This is a genomic window from Micromonospora sp. BQ11 (assembly GCF_052068135.1).
GTDB lineage: Bacteria > Actinomycetota > Actinomycetes > Mycobacteriales > Micromonosporaceae > Micromonospora.
This window is the reverse complement of record NZ_JBQHDB010000008.1, coordinates 15,477-35,509: the sequence shown is the minus strand read 5'-3', so window position 1 is coordinate 35,509 and position 20,033 is coordinate 15,477. Positions and strand designations below refer to the sequence as shown.

The window sequence follows — 20,033 nt, the reverse complement described above, 5'->3', positions numbered from 1 at the left end:
GACGCTCCGGCGTGACGTCGGCCACGGTAATTACTGGTCGAAAGCGGGGCCAACCGGGGCGGTCGGGGGTGAATCAGGCACGACGGGTGGTGGCCGTCGGCGTCGGCAAGGCAGACTGGACGCCTATGTCGCCGTTCACGACCAGCCTCCGGCTGCACGACCGTTACGTCCTGCGCGAGCGCATCGGCCGCGGCGGGATGTCCGAGGTGTGGCGCGCCGACGACGACGTCCTGCACCGGCCCGTCGCGGTCAAGGCCCTCGCCGGGGAACTCGCCACCGACCCGCAGCTGCGGGCCACCATCCAGCGGGAGGCCCGCGCCGCCGCGCGGCTGAGCCACCCGCACGTCACCCAGGTCTACGACTACGGCGAGGCGACCCTCTCCGGCGGCGTCGTCGTGCCGTACCTGGTGATGGAACTGGTCGAGGGGCACAACCTCGCCGATCGGCTCACCGGCGGCCCGCTGGCCTGGCCGGAGGCCGTCCGGACGGCCGGACAGGTCGCCGCCGCGCTCGCCGCCGCCCACCGGATCGGCGTCGTGCACCGCGACATCAAGCCGGGCAACGTCATGCTGACCGACACCGGGGCGAAGGTGCTCGACTTCGGCATCGCCGCGCTCGCCGGGCCGCACCACCCGCTCGCCGGGCAGACCGGCGAGTTGCTGATGGGCACGCCCGCGTACTTCGCGCCGGAGCGGATGCGCCCTGGGCCGCCCGATCCGGCCAGCGACGTGTACGCCCTGGGCGCGCTGCTCTACCGCACCCTCGCCGGCCACGCCCCGCGGCCGGTGCAGACCTGGGAGGACGCACTGGAGGTGCACGCCCGGCGGACGCCGGTACCTCCGCTGCGGGTACCCGGTCTTCCCGCGGACGTCGCCGCGCTCGTCCTGGGCTGCCTCGACACCGATCCCGCGCGCCGGCCCAGCGCCGGGCACCTGGCCACCCGCTTCGGCGCCGCTCTGCCGACCGGCCAGGACACGGCCGTCCTGCCGTCGACGGCCGGCGCCGCACGCGGCCGCGACGCCGCCTCCGGTGCGGCCGCCGCCGCGCACCCGCCGACCCTCGTCGACCGCTCGTGGGCGCCGGGCGTCGCACCCGTCGTGACCGGCCGTGTGGCCCCGCGTCCCGCCCCGGCGCCGCCCCGCCGGCGGTCGAACGGGCCGATCGCCGCGCTCGTCGCTGCCGGGCTCGCGTTGCTCGTGGGCCTGGTCGCGGTGCTGACCCTGGACAACGACCGCGACCGGCCCACCACCGCCGGACCGGCCGCTCCGACGAGCACGGCCCCCACCGGGGTGCCGAGCAGCTCGGCTCCGCCGGCACCCGCCACGACGACCCCACCGCCGGCCACCGGCCGACCGGCGCAGGTCAACCTGCGGCAGCTGGCCGGCGAGTTCGCCGCCGTGCTCCTGCAGGCACGCAGGGACGATCAGATCGACCGGAGGACGGCCGAGGAGGTGGCGGACAAGCTCGCCGACCTGAGCCGGAGCAAGCCGAAGGACCGGGACAAGCGCGTCGAGGACCTGCGGGAGCGGCTGGTGGAGGCGGTCGAGGAGAACCGGCTGTCGCCCCAGGTCGCGGCCCAGCTCGACGCCCTGCTCGACCGGGTCGACACGACCAGCGGTGCGAACGAGCGGAACGACGACTGAGCGGCGCTCAGCAGACCTCGACCACCGCACCGTTCTCGACCCGGCCCGGCCGCACCACCAGCGCGTACGCGCCGACGCGCGGCTGCCGGGCCAGTCGCGGCACCGGGACGACCCGGTTCAGTCGCGCCGGCGCCCGTAGCGCGTCCACCTGAGCCGGCAGGGTGCCGTGCGACAGGGTCGGTACGGCGCAGCGCGGGTACCGCCACAGGCGGGCGACCCGGCCGCTCACGGCCGCTCCTCCGGGGCGAGCCGCCGGACGAGGGCGGACGCCTCCGCCAGGCGGTCGGCGTCGAGCGGTCCGAGGTCCGCGCGCACGGTGACGGCGTGCTCCAGCAGCGGCAGCGGCCCGGTCTCGGCGAGGTACGCGACCAGCAGGTCCCGGACCAGGCCGGCGAGCGGCGAGCCGGCGTCGGTGGCCGCCTCGGCGAGGATCACCGCGGACATGGCGATGTCCAGGTCGGGCGGCCCCTCGGTCGAACTGTCCCAGTCGATCACCACCGGGCCGGCGGAGGTCAGCATGACGTTCTCCGGGTGCAGGTCGAGGTGCAGGATCCGGTCGGCGGGGTCGGCCGCGACGCGTGCGGGCAGCGCGTGCAGCCGGCGGTGCAGGTCGGCCAGCAGGCGGGCCGCGGAGCGGACGTCCACGCGGCCGCTGATGCCCGCCTCGGCCAGGGTCGGACCGGTCAGCCGGTCCAGCACCAGCTCGGGGCCCTCGGCGTGGTGGACGCGGGGGACGGGGTAGCCCAGTGAGTGCAGGTGGGACATCACCGCCGCCTCCGCGCGTACGTCGCGCTCACCGCGGTACCGGCGCAGGACCCGGTCGTCACCGAGCGCCCAGACGTCGGCGGTCCGGCCGGAGGCGAGCGGCGGCGACGGCGTCACCCTGGCCACCTTAGACCCTGCGACCCTCGGCCGAGGCCCGCGTCAGACGGCGCGTGAGCCGTACCCGCCGTGGCCGAGGACGGCACCGACGACCTCGCCCGGTCCCGTGCCCGCCCGGGCCAGCACCGTCCCGTCCGGCGACCAGATCGCCGAGCGGCCGGCCGTCCGGGTGAAGCCGCCGCCGGTCGGCCCCGCGCAGCTCGCCACCGCCACGTGCACCCCGTGGGTGGTGGCGATCCGGCGCGCGCGCTCGTCCTGGACCGCCGCGTCCCGGGCCATGTCGACCATCGAGGCCACGTACACGTCGACGCCGGGCGTGAGCGTCCGCGCCGCGTGTTCCGGCACGCCGGTGTCCTTGCAGATCGCCAGCCCGAGGCGCCATCCGTCGACGTGGAGCACCGTCGGGGAGTCGCCGGGGGAGAAGCGCCCGGGCTCCTCGCCACCGAGGAACATCTTCCGGTACGCCACCCGCGCGCCGGTGCCGTCCACGGCGAGCGTGGCGATGTGGTCGCCGCGCACCGGTGCGCCGGCCAGCGCCAGCGTGCCGGTGTCGGCGCACGCCGCCACCAGCGCCGCCAACCGCGGATCGTCCTCGGCGACCACGGGCGCGTCCAGCTCGTACCCGGTGAGGGACAGCTCGGGGAACACCACCACCCGGGCACCGGCCGCGCGGACCGCCGCGGCGTGACGGGCCGCGTTCGCGGCGACGTCGTACGCGCTGCACGCCGGCTGGGCGACGGCGATCCGCAACGTACGCACCGTCGGCTCCTCTCCCCGCGACGACCCGCAGCATAGGCGGTGGGCCTCGTGGCGGGCTCTCAGGAACGGTTCGTAGCGTGTAGCCCATGTCTCGTACCGCGCACGCCCTGCTCGCCGCCGGCACCACGACGGGGGAGGCCGCCCCGCCGCAGGACGGCCTGGTCGGCTACGTCACCGACCTGGTCGAGCGGCTCGGCGGACCCGGCGCGGGCCTGGCCGTCGCCCTGGAGAACCTCTTCCCCCCGATCCCCAGCGAGGTGATCCTCCCGCTCGCGGGCTTCGTCGCGGGTCAGGGCCGGATGAGCGTGGTGAGCGCGATCTTCTGGACCACCCTCGGATCGCTGGTCGGCGCCCTCGCCCTGTACTGGATCGGCGCGGCGCTGGGCCGGGAGCGGATGCGGGCGATCGTCGAGCGGCTGCCGCTGGTGAAGCTCACCGACGTGGACCGCACCGAGGAGTGGTTCCTGCGGCACGGCACCAAGGCGGTGTTCTTCGGGCGGATGATCCCGATCTTCCGGAGTCTCATCTCCATCCCCGCCGGGGTGGAGCGCATGCCGGTGCGGACGTTCGTCGTCTACACCACGTTGGGCAGCCTGATCTGGAACACCACGTTCGTGATGGCCGGGTACCTGCTCGGCGACAACTGGCACCTCGTCGAGGGGTACGTGGGCGCGCTCCAGAACGTCGTCATCCTCGCGGTGGTGGCGGCCGTCGGTTGGTTCGTGGTGTCCCGGATCATCCGGGCCCGTCGCGCCGCCGCCGTTCCGGTGGAGCCGGAGACGACGCCCGTCGGGCCGCACGGCGTGCCCGACCCCGCCGGCCGCGGCACGCTCTACCGCAGTGCCTGGTCCGGTGCGCCCGCGTCCCGGGACCGGGACGGCGTCCGCTGACGCCGGGATCGCCCAGGCCGGTCGGGCGTGGTGCCGGTCACCTCGGGGTGGGGAAGGCGGAGGCGGGGTAGCGTGTTGAGTCGGGTGTCGGTGTGTCCTGTGTCCCCGGGCCTCACCTAAATTGCCGTCGCGGAGTACCGTTCGGCTGGAGCCGCGTCGCGCCACTCGCCGAGAGGCGACCTGCACACCGACACCTGCGCCGCCCCCGGTGCCCGTCAGGGCCCGGGGGCGGCACTGTCTCGGCCACCGGGAGGCCCGGCTCTCCCCGCCCACCGCGTGGAATGCGACAGTGGCGGCGGAACGGGACGCAGAGGAGGACGCGTGACACCGGAAACTGACTGGGCGGATTCCCCCGGTGTGGTCGTCCTCCCCAGCGGCGCCGCCGTGCGCGGACGCCGCATCGGCGATCCGGCCGCCGTGCCCGCGGACTTCGCCCTGCTCCTGGCGGGCGGGCCCCGGCCGGCGTGGCCGCACCGGCGGATCCGGTGGCCGGACTTCTGGGTGCCGGTGGACCGGGCCGACGCCCTCGACGCGCTGCGGGAGGCACTGCGCCGGGCCCGGGCGGGCGAGCGGGTCGAGGTGGCCTGCCGCGGCGGCACCGGCCGTACCGGGACGGCCCTGGCCGCCCTCGCGGTGCTCGACGGGCTGCCGGCCGGCGAGGCGGTGCCGTGGGTACGCGCGCACTACCGTCCTCGGGCGGTGGAGACTCCCTGGCAGCGGCGCTGGCTGCACGGCATCGGTGCCTAGGTGGGTGAGGTCTCAGCGCAGCACCAGCAGGTCGAGGTGGTCCACGACAGGGCCGGTGACGTGCGGTGCGGCGGCCCGCAGCCGGTCCACCCCCGCCTCGTACTCGGCGTCGCTGATCAGTTGCAGCGGCGTGTGGGCCCGCCGGTCCAGGCGCCGTGCGAAGTCGGCGAGGGACGTGGCGGTGGTCTGCGCGACCGGTTCCACGCTGCTCACCGGGAACCCGGCCGCGGCGAACGCGGTGCGCACCCGAACCAGGTCGGGGTAGGTGTCCAGCACCCGCACGGCCTCGGGGAACCAGTGGAACAGGCCGATCCGCTGGTGCCGGCCGGGGAACGGCGAGCGGATGAGCACCGGTGCGCCGGGCCGGAGCACCCGGCGCAGTTCCCGGGCCGCCGCGTCGAGGTCGGGGATGTGGTGCACCATCGTGGACAGCCAGGCGGCGTCGACGCTGGAGTCGCGCAGGGGCAGCGCGGTGGCGTCCCCGGCGAGCAGGGGCCGGTGGCCGCAGCGGTCCCGCATCGAGGCGGCCGGTTCCATCGCCACCACGCGTACGCCGAACCACGCGGTGAAGGCGGAGGCCCACGCCCCGGTGCCGGCGCCCAGGTCCAGCAGCGTGGTCGTGGCGCGGAGGCGGAGGTGGTGGTGCACCGCGTGCCGCCAGCGGTCCAGGCTCGTCGGGGGCAGGTCGCGGGTCGCGGCGAACGCCGCCGAGTCGGTGTCGTCGTAGGAGATCAGAGCCACGGCCATCACCTCGCCACCGTCGCCGGGAGATCCGGGCGATCGTTGCTCCGGTTCTAGTCGGAGGGTGACGCCGGGGACAACAGGTTGTGAGGAAGTACGCAGGATGTTGACGGGAGGGGCGGCGCCGGGAGCCGAGCGCCGCCCGTCGGTCGTCGGCGGGGTCAGTTGAGGGTGCAGGTGGCGAGTGCGTCGAGGTTCGGCCGTTGGCCACCGGCCCGGTTGATGTCGATCTCGATGCGGTCCAGGACGGCGGTCCGCTTGCTCTTCAGCGGGCCGAGGATGGCGTTCTGGACGAAGTTCGGCCCGCCCTCCGGCTTGGCCGCCAGCCGGGCCAGGCGGGCGTTGGCGTTGGCGATCTCCCGGTCCAGGTTGGCCAGCTCCCGCCCGACACCGGCCGCGGCGGCGGCGGGGATGGCGGGCAGCTTGTCGCTGACACTCGGGCAGTTCACCGTCCGCGCGCCGGCGACGCCGCTGTTCCCGTTCCCCGCGTTGCCGTTGCCGTTGTTGCCGTTGTTGCCGTTCCCCGCGTTGCCGTTGCCGGCGGCACCCGCGCCGGTCAGGGCGCAGCCGGCGAGGGACTCCAGGCCGGCCGGGGCGGTGCCGCCGACACGGGTGATGTTCAGCCGGATCCGGTCGAGCACCGCGCGCCGCTTGCCGGCGATGTCGTTGAGCTGGTTGGCCGCCTGCCCCGGTTCCCGCGCCAGCCGGGCGTTGACGTTGGCGATCTGCTGCTCGAGGTTGCGGAGTTCCTGGTCCACGCCGGCCCGAGCGGCGGCCGGTACGGCACCGACCCTGTCGGCCACCGTTGGGCAGCTGACCGTGACCGCCCCGGCGGCCCGCGAGCCCCGGCCGTTCTCACCGGCGGAGGCCAACTGCAGTCCCGCGCCGAGCAGCAGCGCGGCGACGGCGCCGATCCCGCCGAGCTTGAGGACGGCCTGTTTCTGCGTACGCGTGACCATGCACCTCTCCTTGGGTGTGACCGCGCGCGGGTCGACGGTGCCGTCGGACCACCCTGGGCGCGGTGTGACGGGAGGACCTCGGAACGGCGACGACGGCCGGCGGACATCCGCGCCGCGTCGGTGGAACCGTTCCCTGGCCTCCCTCGAACGTCCGGCGGAGGTACCCGGGACCGCTCCCACCGCGACCCGGATTCGTCCGCTGTCTCCGGCGATGGATACGGGGGTGGGGGTCGGAAGGTTCAACGGGAATCGCCCGGCGAAGTCCTGGACAAGCGAAGCGCACTTCGCGAATAATGGTACGTAGTTCGAGGGGGAGTACCCGCCACCGGACGCGCCGCCGTCAGTACGGACCCACCCGGGTCCCGGCGGTGCGGGCCGCCGCCACGGCGGTTCGGGGAGACCTTCGGCCAGCTCGCCGGCGACGTACGCCGGCCGGTCGAAGGGAGTTCGATGTCCTTCCCCGTCCCGTGGTGGGCCTGGGTGGCGCTGACCGTCGCCATCGCCCTGATGCTCGCCGTGGACCTGTTCCTGCACCGCGACAACCACGTCATCGGCTTCCGCGAGGCGGCGGTCTGGTCGGCGATCTGGATCGCCGCCGGCCTCGCCTTCGGCGTCGTGCTCTGGCTGTGGCAGGGCGACGAGGCGGCCGGCGCCTACTACGCCGGCTACCTCATCGAGAAGGCACTCTCGGTCGACAACGTCTTCGTCTTCGCGCTGATCTTCACCTACTTCGCGGTGCCTCCCGCGTACCAGCACAAGGTGCTCTTCTGGGGCGTCGTCGGCGCGCTGCTGTTTCGCCTGGTCTTCATCTTCGTCGGCGCGGAGCTGCTGGAGACCTTCTTCTGGACCGCCTACGTGTTCGGTGCCTTCCTGCTCTGGACCGGCTGGAAGATGGCGTTCCAGCACGACCAGGAGATCCACCCCGACCGCAACCCGCTGGTCCGGGCGGTCCGCCGGATCGTCCCCACCGACGCCCGCTACCACGGGGAGCGCTTCTTCGTCCGGATCGACGGCAAGCGGGTCGCGACGCTGCTGTTCGTCGTACTGATCGCGGTCGAGGCGACCGACCTCATCTTCGCCGTCGACTCGGTCGCCGCCGTCCTGGCGATCACCACCAGCACGTTCATCGTCTGGACCGCGAACGCGTTCGCCGTCCTCGGCCTACGCAGCCTCTACTTCTGCCTGGCCGGGCTGCTGCGCCGCTTCACCAAGCTGCACTTCGGGCTGGCGTTCCTGCTCGCCTTCGCCGGAGTGAAGCTGATCCTCTCCGAGACCCCGGTCGGGAAGCTCCCCATCCCGGTCACCCTCGGGGTCATCGTCGCCACCCTCGCCGTGTCGATCGTCTGGAGCCTGGCCGCCACCCGGAACGCCCCGGTGACGGACGGCGACGCCGGCCCCCGTACGCCCGTCGGATCCTGACCCTCCCCGGAGGTACCCGATGACCCAGCTGCCCCTGCCGACGGACCCGGACATCACCGCCCGGGTCACCGTGGGCACCTACCCGACCTACGCGGCGGCCCAGCGGGCCGTGGACCACCTCTCCGACAGCGGTTTCCCGGTCCGCAACGCCGCCATCGTCGGCACCGACCTGCGGCTCGTGGAGACCGTGCTCGGGCGGATGACCACCCCCCGGGCGGCCGGTGCGGGAGCGGCCAGCGGCGCCTGGCTCGGCGTCCTCATCGGCCTGCTGCTGTCCCTGTTCACCCCCGAGGCCTGGTGGCTCGTCCTGCCGGTGACCACCGCGGCCGGCGCCCTCTGGGGCGCCGCCGCGGCCGGCGTCGCCCATGCCGCCACCCGCGGCATGCGCGACTTCACCTCGACCCGCCGACTCGCCGCCGCCAGCTACGACGTGACCGTCCCCGCCGCCCACGCCGACGACGCCCGCCATCTGCTCATGCAGCTGGCCTGGCGGGGTTACTGACCGATCCGATCCATCAGGAGGGCACATGTCGACCCGAGTCCGCTCCGCCCCGCGCCGCCCGGCGGTCGCCGTACCGTCCGCCGGCCAGATCACCGCCCTGCAGTCCGTCCGGGAGTACCCGGCGATCTCGCTCCTGCTGACCACCACGCCGGCCGCCGAGCTGGCCCACACCGACGCGCTGCGCCTGAACGCCCTCGCCCGGCAGGCCGTCGACCGGGTCCGCGCCGAACTGCGTCCGGAGGCGGCGGCGCCGGCCGTACGCCGGCTGCGGGAGCTCGTCGAACAGGCCCGGGTCGGCCCGGCGGCAACCGCGCTCGCCGTGTACGCGTCGGCGTCCACCGGGGCCCTGGTACGGCTGCCCGTGCCGGTGCGGGACCGGGCCGTGGTGGACCCCACCTTCGCCACCCGGGACCTCGTCCGTGCCCTGCACCGGACGCCTCGGCACCTGGTGCTCGCGTTGAACGCCGGCCAGGCCCGCCTCTTCGACGGGGTGGCCGACAGCCTGCTCCCCGCGCTCACCCACGCCTTCCCGGTCCGCGCCCCGCGGCCGGTGGTGGTCCGCCGGGGCCGGGCCGACCGGCCGGGGCGGGCCGACCGGGCGGTCGGCCCGGACACCGACTACCTCCGTCAGGTGGACGCGGCGCTCGGCGCGTACGCCCGGCTGCACCCGGCGCCGCTGGTGATCGTGGGGGAGGACCGGGTGACCAACCCGTTCCGGCAGCTGTCGATCAACTGTGGACGGCTGGCCGGCGTCGTCCGGGGCAACCTGCTGGCCAGCACCCTGCCGGTGCTGTCGGCCCGGATCCGGGAAACCCTCGACGACTACCTGCACCGCCGGGAGGCCGAGGCGGTCGCGCTGATCGACCAGCGGGCCGGGGCGGGCCGGGTCGCCTCCGGCATGCCGGCGGCCTGGCTGGCCGCCCGGACCGCCCGGCCGGAGATGCTCGCCGTCGACGAGTCGCTGTTCTACCCGGCCCGGCTCAGCGACGACGGGGACACCCTCGTCCCGGCGACCGACGTCGAGCACCCCGACGTGATCGACGACGCGGTGGACGAGCTGATCGAACTCGTCCTGATCCGGGGCGGCTGGGTCGCCCTGACCGCCCCCGGCACGCTGGACCGGCACGAGGGGGTGGCGCTCACCGTCGGCCGGTGAGGCGATGTCGATTGACAATCGATAGGTTGCTCCTGATACTCGATAGGTGACGGCGAGCGGTCCCGGTGGCGGGAACGCGCTCTCGCCGACACCTACCGGGGAGTGGCCGATGAACACCGACGTGCTGGTCGTCGGGGCCGGGCTGGCCGGGCTGCACACGGCCACGCTGCTCGCGCGGCACGGCCACCAGGTGTTGCTGGTCGAGCGACGGCCCACGCTCACCGGCGCGATCCGGACGACGGGGATCTTCGTGCGGCGTACGCTCGACGACTTCCCCCTGCCGCCCGACTGTCTCGGGCCGCCCATCCGGCGGATGGTGCTCTACCCTCCGGGGCTGCGCCGTCCGGTGACGCTGGTCAGCGCGCGCGACGAGTACCGGGTCGCCGACATGGGCCCGCTGTACGAGGCGGCCGCGCGCGCTGCCGCCGACGCCGGCGTACGGGTCGCGCTGGGCACCCGCTACGCCGGCCGGCGGGACGGCCGGTTCCTCCTGGCCGGTCGGGACGGTACGACCCGGGTGCGGGCGCGGTTCGTCGTCGGTGCCGACGGTGCCCGCTCCCGGGTCGCCCGGGACCTCGCCCTGGACCGCAACCACCGGCTGCTGGTCGGTGCCGAGGAGGTCTTCGCGGTCCCGGGTGGCCAGGAGTCACCGGCGTTCCACTGTGTGCTCGACCCCTCGCTCGCCCCCGGCTACCTGGCCTGGGTCGTCAACGACGGACGGCACGCCCACGTCGGTGTGGCCGGCTACGCCGACCGGTTTCCCGACGGCCTCCGGCGGGCCCTGGACCGGTTCGCCGCCAGGGCGCCCGGACTGCCGGCGCTCGACCGCCCGGCGGAGATCGAGCGGCGCGGCGGCCCGATCCCCGTCGGCGGGGTGCTGCGCCGCATCGGTTGCGCCGACGGGCTTCTCGTGGGGGACGCGGCGGGTGCGGTCTCCCCTCTCACGGCCGGCGGCCTCGATCCGTGCCTGCGCCTGTCGGAGTTCGCCGCAGCGGTCCTCGACGAGGCCCTGCGCACCGGGCGGCCCGACGCGCTGACCCACTACGACGGGGCGGCCCTGCGGGCCCGCTTCCGGGGGAGGCTGCTGCTGCGCCGAGGGCTTTCCCAGGTGCGCACGCCCGCCGTCGCGGCGGCGGCGTTCACGCTGTTGCGTACGCCGATGGGTCGGGCCGCGGCCAGCCGCATCCTCTTCGGCGACGGATCCTTTCCGACCCCCTGACCGTCTGACCCCGGACGCGGTGCGGTCGGGACGGACACGACGCCGTCCGGCATCACCGGTGCCGCTGTGGGTCAGGTCGGGGCGAGGGGGTCGCCGGGCCGTCGGAGGGCCCTGTCGGCCCGCCGTCGGTGCCGGCGTCACGGAGGCGGCGCAGGGCGAGGTAGCCGCCGATCCCCGGCACCAGGGCCGCGATCCGCGCCGAGCGCGAGGCGCCGCCGGCGAGCAGGACCAGGGCGATCACCATCAGGTACGCGCTGCCGTGCACCGGCCCGGCGGCGGAGGTGAGCGCGGGCAGGTGCACGGTCAGCCGGTTGGCCAGCAGGACGACCAGCGAGCCGGCCTCCACGGCCGCGGCGATGCGAAGTACGGTCAGGTTGGCCATCTCAGGCTCCCGTCGTGGAACCGGGGCGCATCACCATCAGCACCACCACGACGGCCCAGAGCAGCGCGAACACGCCGGACGCGGCGGAGAGCCGCCCCAGGTCGACGCCGGGCGGGGCGCCGGCCGCCGTCGCATCCTCGGGGGGCGCGTCGAGGGTGGCGACGACCCGCTGCTGGGCGGGCAGCACCACCAGGGCCAGCAGCAGGGCGGCGAGGACGGTCAGCGTGATCGACACCAGCAGCCAGGTGTCGGTGAGGACGCCCAGCCGCACGGCGGTCGCCACGCCGAACGCCGGTACGGCGAGGCCGAGGACCGCGTACCCACGGCTGATGCGGTGCAGCAGCCGCGCCACCGCGGCGTCGCGGGAGTCCCCGCCGCCGAGGGCGGCCCGGCCGTAGCGGGGGAAGAGGCTGGCGGCGACGGTCACCGGGCCGATGAAGATGATGGCGGCGAGGACGTGGACGCTGAGCAGGATCTTTGTCACGGACGCTCCCGATGCTCTCGGCGGGGGCAGGCGGATACCGGCCGGACCTACTCTAAGCCTGACTGTAAGTCGGACTGAAACCCGGGGTGCTGCGATGATGTCTTCCGAGGTCTGGCGATGGAGGAGGCGTATGGACGCGGACGGTGTGGCGGAAGCCGGGCCGGGCGCCGACGTACCGTCGCTGACCAGGTCGACCGCGCTGCTGTTCATCGCCGCCGGTCGCACCGTGCAGCGTCGGGTGGAGGCGGCCCTGGCCGAGCACGGGCTGACCCTGCGGCACGTCGGCGCGCTCGGCCACCTCGCCGCCAACCCCCACCTCTCCTACAGCGACCTCGGCCGACGGGCCGGCGTGACCGCGCAGAGCATGCACGCCACCGTCAACCGGCTGGAGGAACTCGGCGCGGTCAGCCGGCAGCACGGCGGTCACGGGCGCCCCGCGCGACTGGAGGTGACCGGGCACGGTCGTGCCCTGCTCGCCCGCGCGGGCGAGATCGCCGCCGCGCTCGACGACGAACTGCTCGGCGCGCTTCCCGGGACCGACCGCGCGGACCTGGTCCGCCTCCTGCTCGGCGTGGCCGGGGGCCCGCCCCGCTGACCTGCCCGGACGGCACCGCGCGGATCGCCGACCGGCGCAACCGCGCCCGGGGCGAGGATCTTGCCCACTAGGGTCAGGGGCATGAGAGCTCGGCTGCTGGCGGCCACGGCGACCGCCGCCCTCCTGCCCGGTGCGCTGGTTCCGGTCACACCGGCCGTCGCGTCGACGAACCCCGCGCGGACGGGCCGGTCCACGTCCCCGAGCGCACCGGCGGCTCCGGGTGCGCCGGACGTGGCCGACCAGCCGGGGGACCCGGCGGCGCGGACGCCGGCCGGGACGGGTCTGGCGGCCACGCCGTGCCCGCGCGTGCCGGCGCCCCGGGTGTCCCGGCCGCCGCGCCCCTCCCCGCCCCCGGCGGTGCCGGCGGAGCGGGTGGTCGGCGGCCCGGCGCTGGCCACCGCCGGGCTGGTGATCCCCACCGGGGTGACCCGGCCGCCCGGGGTGACCGCGACGTCGTGGCTGGTCGCCGACCTCGACACCGGGCAGGTGCTGGGTGGCTGCGGCCCGCACGAGTACGGCACCCCGGCGAGCGTGCAGAAGCTGCTGCTCGCCGCCACGATGCTGCCCCGCCTCGACCCGAACCAGGTCGTCACCGTCACCGACGAGGACATGGACATCGAGCCGGGGTCGTCGGCGGTCGGGCTGGTGGCCGGCGGTCGCTACCGGGTGGAGACGGTGTGGCTGGGGCTGCTGCTGCAGTCCGGCAACGAGGCCGCCAACGTGCTGGCCCGGCTCGGCGGCGGGGCCGACGGGGCGGCCGGCGGCGTCCGGGCCATGAACGAGTACGCCCACCGCCTCGGCGCGCGGCAGACGCACGCGGTGACGCCGTCCGGGTTGGACGGTCGAGGCCAGTTCACCAGCGCGTACGACCTGGCGCTGATCGCCCGCGCCTGCTTCGCCGACCCGACCTTCCGGCGGTACGCGCTGACCGAGACCCACCCGATCCCCGCCCAACGGGTGCCTCGCACCAAGGGATTCCAGATCCAGAACGAGAACCAGCTCATCTACCGCTACCCGGGGGCGCTGGGCGGCAAGACCGGCTTCACCGACCTCGCACGGCACACGTACGTCGGTGCGGCCGAGCGGAACGGACGCCGCCTCGTGGTGACCCTGCTCGGTGCCGAGCCGCAGCCGGCCCGAGGCTGGGAACAGGGTGCCGCCCTGCTCGACTGGGGCTTCTCCCTGCCACCGACCGCCACCGTCGGTCGCCTCGTCGACCCGGGCGAGCTGGACGCCTCCCCGTCCGCCCCGCCGCCGCCGGCCGCCACCGGAGACGCCCGGCAGGCTGCCGCCAGCGGGCCCCTCGACGACGGGCCGAGCGCGCCGTGGCCGGTCCTCGGCGCGATGGCCGGCGGCGGGGTCCTGCTGGCCCTGCTCCTGCGTCGCCGGGCGGTACGGCAGCGGTACGACCGCCGGCCGTGACGCACCGCCGGCGTGACGCACCGTCGGTCGGGCCGCCGGAGGACGGTCCGGTCCGGTCGCCCGCTCCTCCGCCCGCTGAGGCATGATCACCTGTCCACGGCCCGCCGGGCCGCCGCAGGAGGAGGTGTCGACGGTGCCCACCGAACGGATCGGTCCACCGGTCGTCGGGGACGAGCGGGAGATGATGCGGGGGTTCCTCGACTACCACCGGGCCACCCTGGCCTGGAAGTGCGACGGCCTCACCGACGAGGAGCTGCGCCGGCGGTCCATGCCGCCCTCCACGCTGTCGCTGCTGGGCCTGGTGCGGCACATGGCCGAGGTGGAGCGCACCTGGTTCCGGCGGGTGATCGCCGGCGAGGACGTCGGGCTGGTCTGGTCGGACTCCGGCGACTTCCAGGCGGCGTACGACGCGCGGGACGCGACCCGGTCGGAGGCGTTCGCCGCCTGGCAGCGGGAGGTGGAGCACTCCCGCCGGATCGAGCGGGAGGCGGAGTCGCTGGACGTGACCGGCTACAACGCCCGGTGGGACGAGACCGTGTCCCTGCGGCTGGTGATGCTGCACCTCATGCACGAGTACGCCCGGCACAACGGGCACGCCGACCTGATCCGGGAGGGCGTCGATGGCACCGTCGGTGCCTGACCCGGGGCCGTCACGCCCCGCCGGTCGGCCGGTGCCGCAGCGGCAGCCACGCCAGCACGTCCTGGATCGTCGCGTCCCAGTACGCCCAGTCGTGCGCGCCGGGGGAGAACTCCACGGTGAGCGGGACCCCCCGCCGGCGGGCGGTGTCGACGAAGCGCCGGTTGTCGTCGTACAGGAAGTCCTCCGTGCCGCAGGCGACGTAGAGCGCCGGACCCGCCACGCCGTCCGTGCCGTACCAGTCCAGCAGCGCCACGGTGTCGTCGTCGGTGCCGGCCACCGCGCGCTCGCCGAAGACGGTGTGCCAGACGCGCGGGTCCAACGGGTGCGTGGGATCGTGCCGGCGGGTGGCGACGTCCAGGGCGCCGGAGAGGCTGGCCGCCGCCGCGAACCGGTCCGGGTGCCGCAGCGCCCACTTGACCGCCCCGTAGCCGCCCATCGACAGGCCCGCGACGAAGGTGTCCTCCCGGGCGTCGGAGAGCCGGAAGAAGTCGTGGCACAGCGCCGGCAGTTCCTCGCTGAGGAAGGTCCAGTAGCGGTTTCCGTGCTCCTCGTCGCAGTAGAAGCTGCGGCCCACCTGTGGCATGACGACGGCCAGACCGAGCGGCGCGACGTACCGCTCGATGGAGGTACGGCGCAGCCAGATGGTGTCGTCGTCGGTGAGGCCGTGCAGCAGGTAGAGCACCGGCGGGTCGCCGGCCGGGGCGCTGCCGGCCATGCCGATCTGCGACGAGGCGCGCTGCGGCAGGAGCACCGTCATGGACGTGTTGAGGCCGAGCACCTCGGAGTAGCAGTCAACGCGCATCAGGGCCACGGCGGCCGATGCTACGCGACCGGTCAGGTCCAGTAGAGGATGCGGCAGGCCGGGACCCGGGCGGCCAGCTCCCGCTCGAACCACGTACGCAGCTCGGTCATCACCTCGCGCGGGTACACGTACTTGACCGCGCCGAACTTCCCGTACTTGCGGCGGCGGGACTCCTCGTCCATCTCCAGCCGGGTGCGCGGGTACCAGCCGAGCAGCACCTCCTTGCTGCCGGGGGTGAACCGGTGGGTGATCAGCTCGGCGGTGAGGTCCAGGCCGGGCACCCCGGCCACGGCCGCCGCGACCTGGTCGAGCAGGTCGCCGTAGTGCTCCGGCCAGTCGGGCAGCGGCATGATCGGGGCGATGGTCAGGCCGACCGGGTAGCCGTCGAGGGCCAGCCGGCGCAGCGCCGCCAGCCGGTCCGGCACGGTGGCGGTACCACCCTCCATGCGCGTGCTGACCGGTGCGGCGTTGACGCTGAAGCGCACCCGGGTGCGCCCGGCGTGCGGCAGGCCCACGAACGTGTCCACGTCGGCGTACTTGGTGGTCCAGCGCAGTTGCACCGGCGCCTCCCAGGCGGCGAAGTGCTCCACGGCCCGCCGCCAGCCTCCGGTCAGGTGCTCCAGCGCAAGTGGGTCGGTGTAGCAGGACGCCTCGAACGTGGTGCCCTCCTCGGCCCGCTCGGCGCTGCGACTGGTCACCGTGCCCTGACCGGCGTAGTCGGCCAGCCCGGCGAGGATGTCGTCGAGGTCGGCGTACACCCGGGTGACCGGCGGGCCGGACAGCGAACCGGCGAGGTAGCAGTACTGGCAGTGCGCCGGGCAGCCCTCCGCCAGGTCGAACCGCCAGTCCGCGCTCGGCGCGATCGGTTGCAGCTTCCGCCGTGACGGCGGGCTCACCACGATCGCCAGCGTGGCCTTCGCCCGCGCGTACGTCTCCCGCTCGGTCTCGCCGCGGATCCCGGTCAGGCGGTTGGCGCGCAACCGCTCGACCTCGATGCCCAGGGCCTCGACGCGGGCGAGGATCCGCCGCCCGTGCGGATGGTCCAGCGCCGCCGGGGTGACCACCACCCGCCGGGGGGTCCAGCGCCGCGCCGGCCGCGCGGCCGGGGCCAGCGCCGCCAGGTCCCGGATCGGTACGCGCTCGCCGCTGGCGTCGTGCGGCGCCGGAGGTACGTCCACGGCGAGCGGCTCGTCGACGTCCACGGCCTCGTTCTCCGGCCTCATCCGAGCGGGGTACCCGTTGCCGGAGCGATCCCACCTGCGGAGACGGCGCGGCGCGTCCGGCCGGGGCCGGGCGCGCCGCGCGAGGGGGATCAGTAGTTCAGGGAGCAGGGTTCGGCGTTGCCGCCGGAGGTGCCGGTGCACTCCACGGTGCCGTTGGTCGGGTGGACCTTCACGGTCATCGTCGAGGTGAAGTTGGCCAGGCCGAACTTCGCCTCTCCGCCCACGTTGAAGGGACTCGCGCTGATGGTGATCTCGCCGTTGCGGCCCCACGAGGCCGACGTGGTGAGCGTGTACGGACCGCCGACCGCGGTGGGCGGGGTGCCCGCCTTCTGGTAGCTCTTGCGCTCCAGGTTGGACGCGGCACCGCCGCTGGTCCGGTCGGCGTTGCTCTGGGCGATCGTCGCGTACGTGATCCGCGACCCGTTGGTGCACCACTCGACGTTCATCGTCATGTAGGCGGTGGTCGCGTTGAAGGTGTTGACGGTCTGACCCAGCCAGTTCACCAGCGGCACCCGCAGTTCGGTGACCGGGATCTTGAGCTGGCTGCGGTAGGCGGTGCCGGCGGCCTGGGCGCAGGCACCCTGGACGTAACCGGTGTAGGTGGCGGCGCTGGCGGGTGGGGCCCCGACCGCGACGGTCGCGGCGACGGCGCCGGTGGCGATCACGGACCGGGTCAGGTTGCGGACTGCCCTCGACATGGAATTCACTCCTCGGGTGAACGGCGGCCGTCCTCCGGCCGCGAACGGTCGATTCCTGCTGCTTCGCATCTGCGAACGGCGTCTCCTCCTCAGTGGAGCGGGCAAGCGGTCGACCGGCCTACTACCCGGCCGCATCCGCCACTATCACTGTGTCCACAAACTATTTCGATTAACCTTATTTATTGTCAGACGTCAATTTGTCTTAGCATTTTCCGACACTCCGTCGCGACCAGCGGTGGGAGCGCTTCGAGTGGTCATCGGCGGTCCACCGCCGCCAGGAGGCGGCCCAGCGCCGTGACGACCGCTGCCGGGTCCTCCTCGGGGCTGACGTGTCCACCGCGCGCGACGGTGATCTCCGCGCCCGGCAGGGCCGCGACGACCGCGGCCCGGGTGGCCGGTGGAAGCACGTAATCCTGCTCCCCGGTCACCACCGTCACGGGCATCGACAGTCCGCCGAGCCGGGGGAGCGCCGACCCGGGTCGCAGGATCACCGCCGAGATGGCCCGGGTGAGGTCCCGGCGTGGTCGCCCGCGCAGCCGGCGGACCATCCGTTCGGTGAACTCCGGGTGGTGGCGCAGGGACGCCGGGGCGTAGAGGGCGGCGGCGGCCCGGCGTGCGAAGAACGTGCTGGGACCCGTTGCGTGCAGCAGTGCCTGCTGCGCGCGGAACCTCGCGCGGGACTCCGGGCCGGCCGGGGTCAGTGGGGTGTTGACCAGGCCCAGCCCGGCGACACGGTCAGGGTGGGCCAGCGCGGTACGCAGCGCCACCATGCCGCCCCACGAGTGTCCGGCCAGGACCGCGCGATCGAGGCCGTGGCGGTCGAGAACGGCGATCAAGGCGTGGACGTGTGCGCGGAGGTCCCAGTCGGTCGCCGGGGAGCCGCTCGCGCCGTGGCCGGGCCCGTCGACGGTCACCACCGTCCGGTCGGCGAACGCCGGCAGCACCGCCGACCAGATGTGTGAGTCGAGCAGGATGCCGTGACCGAGCACCAGGGGCACCGTTCCGGCGCCGCCGTCATGGCGTTCGGTGGCGAGGGTGGTCAGGGGAGCGGGAACGGGGATCCGGTGCATCCGGGCCTCCTCGGCTTTAGAGTGAGTGTTCACTCTCTAGAGAGTGACCGTACACTCGCCGCATGACGGTCAGCAAGCGCACGATCGGCAGCGCCGCCCGGCGAAGGGATCCGGTGCTGCGCATCGCGGTCCGGGAATTCGCCCGCCACGGCCTGCACGGTGGTTCCACCGCCCGGATCGCCGCCGAGGCCGGCATCGCGCACTCCTACCTGTTCAAGCTCTTCGGCACCAAGAGGCAGCTCTTCCTCGCCACCACCGACCTGGTCTACCGCGCCGTCGCCGAACGGTTCCGCCAGGCCGTCACCGACCGCCCCGGCGATCCGCTCGACGCCATGGGTGCGGCCTACCGTGACCTGCTCGTCGAGCGGGACGACCTGCTCGTCGTCCTGCACGGCTTCGCCGCCTCCGGCGACCCCGAGATCGGCGACGAGATCCGCCGGCGCTACGCGACGCTCTATCGCGAGACGCGCGACCTCGCGGGCGTCGACGACGAGCGGATGCGCTCGTTCTGGGCGTACGGCATGCTGCTCACCGTCGCCGCCGCGACGGACCTGCCCGCGCTCGCCGACCAGGAGCCGTGGATCCCGCGCCTGCTGTCGTGAGTGCCCCGCGCGGCCCTCAGAAGTCGGGGCTGTCCGCCGGCGCCATCACGCGCAGCGCGTTCGGGGCCAGACCCACCCGTACCGGCGTCCGACCGTGCAGCTCACCGTCGACCTCGACACCCGCCGGCCGGTCGGTCTCCAGCCACAGCTCGTCGACGGCGAGGAACGGCGCGTCGCCCAGCGATCGGCGGTGACCCGTGGCCGCGTTGCGCGCGGTGTGCCGCAGCAGGTCCCGCCGGGTCGCGCCGCCCACCGGGTACGCCACCAGCAGCCGGTCGTCGGCGTTCGCGTCCGCCGTGATCGGCCGGCCGGCGTGGAACCCGCCGTTGGCCACGTACAACTGGTGGGTGACGAATTCGTGCACGGTGCCGCCGGCCCGGACGGTGGCCCGCAGCGGACGGTGTCGGGTCAGCAGCGCCAACGCGGTCGCCGGGTACGCGAGTCGTCCGGTTATCCGCTTCAGCCGCGGCGGGGTCCGGAGCATGATGTCCGCCGACAGGCCCACACCGACGTGGTTGGTGAACGGCACGTCGCCGGCGAGCCCCAGGTCAAGGTCGATGACCTTGCCCTCGGTCAGCACGGCCACCGCGCCGTCCAGGTGCAGCGGGACACCGACCGTGCGCGCGAAGTTGTTCGTGGTCCCGAGCGGCAGCAGGCCCATCGCGACGTCGGTGTGCGCGAGCAGGCGCGCCGCGGTGCTCAGCGTCCCGTCGCCGCCGCCCGCGACGAGCAGGTCGGGCTTGAGGTCGAGAGCGGCCGAGAGGCTGCGCTCCAACTGACCGGGCCGGTCGACGGGGAACTCTCCGAGCAGGTCGAACCCGGCCGCCGCGAGCCGCGTCCGAGCCCGTTCGTAGTGGTGGCGGCCCCGACGGGAGCGGGCGTTGATGACCAGGGCCGCGCGCCGGTCCCGCTGGACGGCGTCGGTCAGCTCCTGCTTGGTCCGCATGGCACCGACCCTATCGCCGGCCGGGTCGGCAATATCCATTGCGGTCACCGGACACCGGACCTAGCGTTGTCCGCACGTTGTCGACGACGAGCCGCAGGGGAGGGACCCGTGGAACAGCGCACCGGACGATCGCGCACCCGGACGGCCCCGTGTGGCGGCCGACGGTCGTACACCGCTGGACGGAATCCACGCCCACGCCGGTCGCCACCGGCGGCGTGACGCACGTCCCCACCTGACGCCTCACCCCGCCGA

The 20,033-nt window shown here is 74.4% G+C and carries 23 protein-coding genes; 11 read left to right on the top strand and 12 right to left on the bottom strand.

Going from position 1 to position 20,033, the window contains the following annotated elements:
* Nucleotides 1-125: 125 nt before the first annotated feature.
* Complete coding sequence (locus tag ACTMSW_RS18255; RefSeq protein WP_441181821.1) at nucleotides 126-1,643, top strand: serine/threonine-protein kinase; 1,518 nt, start codon at nucleotides 126-128, stop codon at nucleotides 1,641-1,643.
* Between the two features lie 7 nt (nucleotides 1,644-1,650).
* Here ACTMSW_RS18255 and ACTMSW_RS18250 read toward each other — a convergent pair whose 3' ends face one another.
* Genes ACTMSW_RS18250 through ACTMSW_RS18240 form a run of 3 tightly spaced genes read right to left on the bottom strand, consistent with a single transcriptional unit; the run spans nucleotide 1,651 to nucleotide 3,284 of the window.
* Nucleotides 1,651-1,872: a hypothetical protein gene (locus ACTMSW_RS18250; RefSeq protein WP_441181820.1), complete on the bottom strand. Its 222-nt coding sequence runs from the start codon at nucleotides 1,870-1,872 to the stop codon at nucleotides 1,651-1,653.
* Nucleotides 1,869-2,525, bottom strand: a complete 657-nt coding sequence (locus tag ACTMSW_RS18245; protein WP_441181819.1) for a phosphotransferase — start codon at nucleotides 2,523-2,525, stop codon at nucleotides 1,869-1,871. Before ACTMSW_RS18245 ends, ACTMSW_RS18250 begins: the two co-directional genes overlap by 4 nt.
* A gap of 42 nt (nucleotides 2,526-2,567) precedes the next feature.
* Nucleotides 2,568-3,284, bottom strand: coding sequence for a carbon-nitrogen hydrolase family protein (locus ACTMSW_RS18240; RefSeq protein ID WP_441181818.1), 717 nt, complete (start codon nucleotides 3,282-3,284; stop codon nucleotides 2,568-2,570).
* Nucleotides 3,285-3,370: 86 nt separating this feature from the next.
* Here ACTMSW_RS18240 and ACTMSW_RS18235 point away from each other — a divergent pair, with 86 nt between their 5' ends.
* The gene (locus tag ACTMSW_RS18235) at nucleotides 3,371-4,174 is read left to right on the top strand and encodes a DedA family protein (protein WP_441181817.1); all 804 of its coding nucleotides are present in this window, start codon (nucleotides 3,371-3,373) and stop codon (nucleotides 4,172-4,174) included.
* Between the two features lie 321 nt (nucleotides 4,175-4,495).
* Nucleotides 4,496-4,921 (top strand): protein-tyrosine phosphatase family protein, encoded by a 426-nt coding sequence (locus ACTMSW_RS18230; RefSeq protein WP_441181816.1) that lies wholly within the window; start codon nucleotides 4,496-4,498, stop codon nucleotides 4,919-4,921.
* A gap of 12 nt (nucleotides 4,922-4,933) precedes the next feature.
* On the opposite strand, the gene ACTMSW_RS18225 is transcribed toward ACTMSW_RS18230, so the two are convergent.
* Both ACTMSW_RS18225 and ACTMSW_RS18220 read right to left on the bottom strand, forming a co-directional pair.
* Nucleotides 4,934-5,662, bottom strand: coding sequence for a class I SAM-dependent methyltransferase (locus ACTMSW_RS18225; RefSeq protein WP_441181815.1), 729 nt, complete (start codon nucleotides 5,660-5,662; stop codon nucleotides 4,934-4,936).
* Between the two features lie 161 nt (nucleotides 5,663-5,823).
* A complete protein-coding gene (locus ACTMSW_RS18220) occupies nucleotides 5,824-6,621 on the bottom strand; it encodes a hypothetical protein (protein ID WP_441181814.1) in 798 nt (265 codons plus the stop codon).
* A gap of 450 nt (nucleotides 6,622-7,071) precedes the next feature.
* On the opposite strand from ACTMSW_RS18220, the gene ACTMSW_RS18215 reads away from it, so the two are divergent.
* The 4 genes from ACTMSW_RS18215 to ACTMSW_RS18200 all read left to right on the top strand — a co-directional run bounded on the left by ACTMSW_RS18215 (nucleotide 7,072) and on the right by ACTMSW_RS18200 (nucleotide 10,917).
* The gene (locus ACTMSW_RS18215) at nucleotides 7,072-8,040 is read left to right on the top strand and encodes a TerC family protein (RefSeq protein WP_441181813.1); all 969 of its coding nucleotides are present in this window, start codon (nucleotides 7,072-7,074) and stop codon (nucleotides 8,038-8,040) included.
* A 19-nt stretch (nucleotides 8,041-8,059) separates the two neighbouring features.
* Nucleotides 8,060-8,542, top strand: a complete 483-nt coding sequence (locus ACTMSW_RS18210; RefSeq protein WP_441181812.1) for a general stress protein — start codon at nucleotides 8,060-8,062, stop codon at nucleotides 8,540-8,542.
* Between the two features lie 25 nt (nucleotides 8,543-8,567).
* The gene (locus ACTMSW_RS18205) at nucleotides 8,568-9,698 is read left to right on the top strand and encodes a baeRF3 domain-containing protein (protein ID WP_441181811.1); all 1,131 of its coding nucleotides are present in this window, start codon (nucleotides 8,568-8,570) and stop codon (nucleotides 9,696-9,698) included.
* Between the two features lie 109 nt (nucleotides 9,699-9,807).
* Nucleotides 9,808-10,917, top strand: a complete 1,110-nt coding sequence (locus tag ACTMSW_RS18200) for an FAD-dependent oxidoreductase (RefSeq protein WP_441181810.1) — start codon at nucleotides 9,808-9,810, stop codon at nucleotides 10,915-10,917.
* Nucleotides 10,918-10,969: 52 nt separating this feature from the next.
* Here ACTMSW_RS18200 and ACTMSW_RS18195 read toward each other — a convergent pair whose 3' ends face one another.
* Nucleotides 10,970-11,299, bottom strand: a complete 330-nt coding sequence (locus tag ACTMSW_RS18195) for a DUF3817 domain-containing protein (protein WP_441181809.1) — start codon at nucleotides 11,297-11,299, stop codon at nucleotides 10,970-10,972.
* A 1-nt stretch (nucleotide 11,300) separates the two neighbouring features.
* Nucleotides 11,301-11,783 (bottom strand): DUF2269 family protein, encoded by a 483-nt coding sequence (locus ACTMSW_RS18190; RefSeq protein WP_441181808.1) that lies wholly within the window; start codon nucleotides 11,781-11,783, stop codon nucleotides 11,301-11,303.
* Nucleotides 11,784-11,913: 130 nt separating this feature from the next.
* On the opposite strand from ACTMSW_RS18190, the gene ACTMSW_RS18185 reads away from it, so the two are divergent.
* The 3 genes from ACTMSW_RS18185 (at nucleotide 11,914) to ACTMSW_RS18175 (ending at nucleotide 14,440) form a co-directional block, all read left to right on the top strand.
* The gene (locus tag ACTMSW_RS18185) at nucleotides 11,914-12,378 is read left to right on the top strand and encodes a MarR family winged helix-turn-helix transcriptional regulator (RefSeq protein ID WP_441181807.1); all 465 of its coding nucleotides are present in this window, start codon (nucleotides 11,914-11,916) and stop codon (nucleotides 12,376-12,378) included.
* An 81-nt stretch (nucleotides 12,379-12,459) separates the two neighbouring features.
* Nucleotides 12,460-13,800, top strand: a complete 1,341-nt coding sequence (locus tag ACTMSW_RS18180) for a D-alanyl-D-alanine carboxypeptidase family protein (RefSeq protein WP_441181806.1) — start codon at nucleotides 12,460-12,462, stop codon at nucleotides 13,798-13,800.
* A gap of 133 nt (nucleotides 13,801-13,933) precedes the next feature.
* Nucleotides 13,934-14,440 (top strand): DinB family protein, encoded by a 507-nt coding sequence (locus ACTMSW_RS18175; RefSeq protein ID WP_441181805.1) that lies wholly within the window; start codon nucleotides 13,934-13,936, stop codon nucleotides 14,438-14,440.
* Between the two features lie 10 nt (nucleotides 14,441-14,450).
* On the opposite strand, the gene ACTMSW_RS18170 is transcribed toward ACTMSW_RS18175, so the two are convergent.
* The 4 genes from ACTMSW_RS18170 to ACTMSW_RS18155 form a co-directional block, all read right to left on the bottom strand.
* Nucleotides 14,451-15,251: an alpha/beta hydrolase gene (locus tag ACTMSW_RS18170; RefSeq protein ID WP_441181804.1), complete on the bottom strand. Its 801-nt coding sequence runs from the start codon at nucleotides 15,249-15,251 to the stop codon at nucleotides 14,451-14,453.
* A 23-nt stretch (nucleotides 15,252-15,274) separates the two neighbouring features.
* Nucleotides 15,275-16,465, bottom strand: a complete 1,191-nt coding sequence (locus ACTMSW_RS18165) for a spore photoproduct lyase family protein (protein WP_441181803.1) — start codon at nucleotides 16,463-16,465, stop codon at nucleotides 15,275-15,277.
* Nucleotides 16,466-16,554: 89 nt separating this feature from the next.
* On the bottom strand, nucleotides 16,555-17,163 hold the full coding sequence (locus ACTMSW_RS18160; RefSeq protein WP_441181802.1) for a hypothetical protein: 609 nt from the start codon (nucleotides 17,161-17,163) through the stop codon (nucleotides 16,555-16,557).
* A 254-nt stretch (nucleotides 17,164-17,417) separates the two neighbouring features.
* Nucleotides 17,418-18,233 carry an alpha/beta fold hydrolase gene (locus ACTMSW_RS18155; RefSeq protein WP_441181801.1) on the bottom strand — a complete coding sequence of 272 codons (816 nt, stop codon included), beginning with the start codon at nucleotides 18,231-18,233 and terminating at the stop codon, nucleotides 17,418-17,420.
* Nucleotides 18,234-18,295: 62 nt separating this feature from the next.
* Between ACTMSW_RS18155 and ACTMSW_RS18150 the strand changes: the two genes are divergently transcribed.
* Nucleotides 18,296-18,835 (top strand): TetR/AcrR family transcriptional regulator, encoded by a 540-nt coding sequence (locus tag ACTMSW_RS18150; RefSeq protein ID WP_441181800.1) that lies wholly within the window; start codon nucleotides 18,296-18,298, stop codon nucleotides 18,833-18,835.
* 16 nt (nucleotides 18,836-18,851) lie between these two features.
* Here ACTMSW_RS18150 and ACTMSW_RS18145 read toward each other — a convergent pair whose 3' ends face one another.
* The gene (locus ACTMSW_RS18145; protein WP_441181799.1) at nucleotides 18,852-19,781 is read right to left on the bottom strand and encodes a diacylglycerol/lipid kinase family protein; all 930 of its coding nucleotides are present in this window, start codon (nucleotides 19,779-19,781) and stop codon (nucleotides 18,852-18,854) included.
* Nucleotides 19,782-20,033: the final 252 nt, after the last annotated feature.

Excerpts from the sequence above, each read along its gene's own strand:
- ACTMSW_RS18150 (WP_441181800.1), top strand. The coding sequence starts at position 18,296 with ATGACGGTCAGCAAGCGCACGATCGGCAGCGCCGCCCGGCGAAGGGAT.
- ACTMSW_RS18255 (WP_441181821.1), top strand. The coding sequence starts at position 126 with ATGTCGCCGTTCACGACCAGCCTCCGGCTGCACGACCGTTACGTCCTG.
- ACTMSW_RS18165 (WP_441181803.1), bottom strand. The coding sequence starts at position 16,465 with ATGAGGCCGGAGAACGAGGCCGTGGACGTCGACGAGCCGCTCGCCGTG.
- ACTMSW_RS18200 (WP_441181810.1), top strand. The coding sequence starts at position 9,808 with ATGAACACCGACGTGCTGGTCGTCGGGGCCGGGCTGGCCGGGCTGCAC.
- ACTMSW_RS18155 (WP_441181801.1), bottom strand. The coding sequence starts at position 18,233 with ATGCACCGGATCCCCGTTCCCGCTCCCCTGACCACCCTCGCCACCGAA.
- ACTMSW_RS18185 (WP_441181807.1), top strand. The coding sequence starts at position 11,914 with ATGGACGCGGACGGTGTGGCGGAAGCCGGGCCGGGCGCCGACGTACCG.
- ACTMSW_RS18145 (WP_441181799.1), bottom strand. The coding sequence starts at position 19,781 with ATGCGGACCAAGCAGGAGCTGACCGACGCCGTCCAGCGGGACCGGCGC.
- ACTMSW_RS18180 (WP_441181806.1), top strand. The coding sequence starts at position 12,460 with ATGAGAGCTCGGCTGCTGGCGGCCACGGCGACCGCCGCCCTCCTGCCC.
- ACTMSW_RS18235 (WP_441181817.1), top strand. The coding sequence starts at position 3,371 with ATGTCTCGTACCGCGCACGCCCTGCTCGCCGCCGGCACCACGACGGGG.
- ACTMSW_RS18205 (WP_441181811.1), top strand. The coding sequence starts at position 8,568 with ATGTCGACCCGAGTCCGCTCCGCCCCGCGCCGCCCGGCGGTCGCCGTA.
- ACTMSW_RS18210 (WP_441181812.1), top strand. The coding sequence starts at position 8,060 with ATGACCCAGCTGCCCCTGCCGACGGACCCGGACATCACCGCCCGGGTC.
- ACTMSW_RS18195 (WP_441181809.1), bottom strand. The coding sequence starts at position 11,299 with ATGGCCAACCTGACCGTACTTCGCATCGCCGCGGCCGTGGAGGCCGGC.
- ACTMSW_RS18160 (WP_441181802.1), bottom strand. The coding sequence starts at position 17,163 with ATGTCGAGGGCAGTCCGCAACCTGACCCGGTCCGTGATCGCCACCGGC.
- ACTMSW_RS18215 (WP_441181813.1), top strand. The coding sequence starts at position 7,072 with ATGTCCTTCCCCGTCCCGTGGTGGGCCTGGGTGGCGCTGACCGTCGCC.
- ACTMSW_RS18220 (WP_441181814.1), bottom strand. The coding sequence starts at position 6,621 with ATGGTCACGCGTACGCAGAAACAGGCCGTCCTCAAGCTCGGCGGGATC.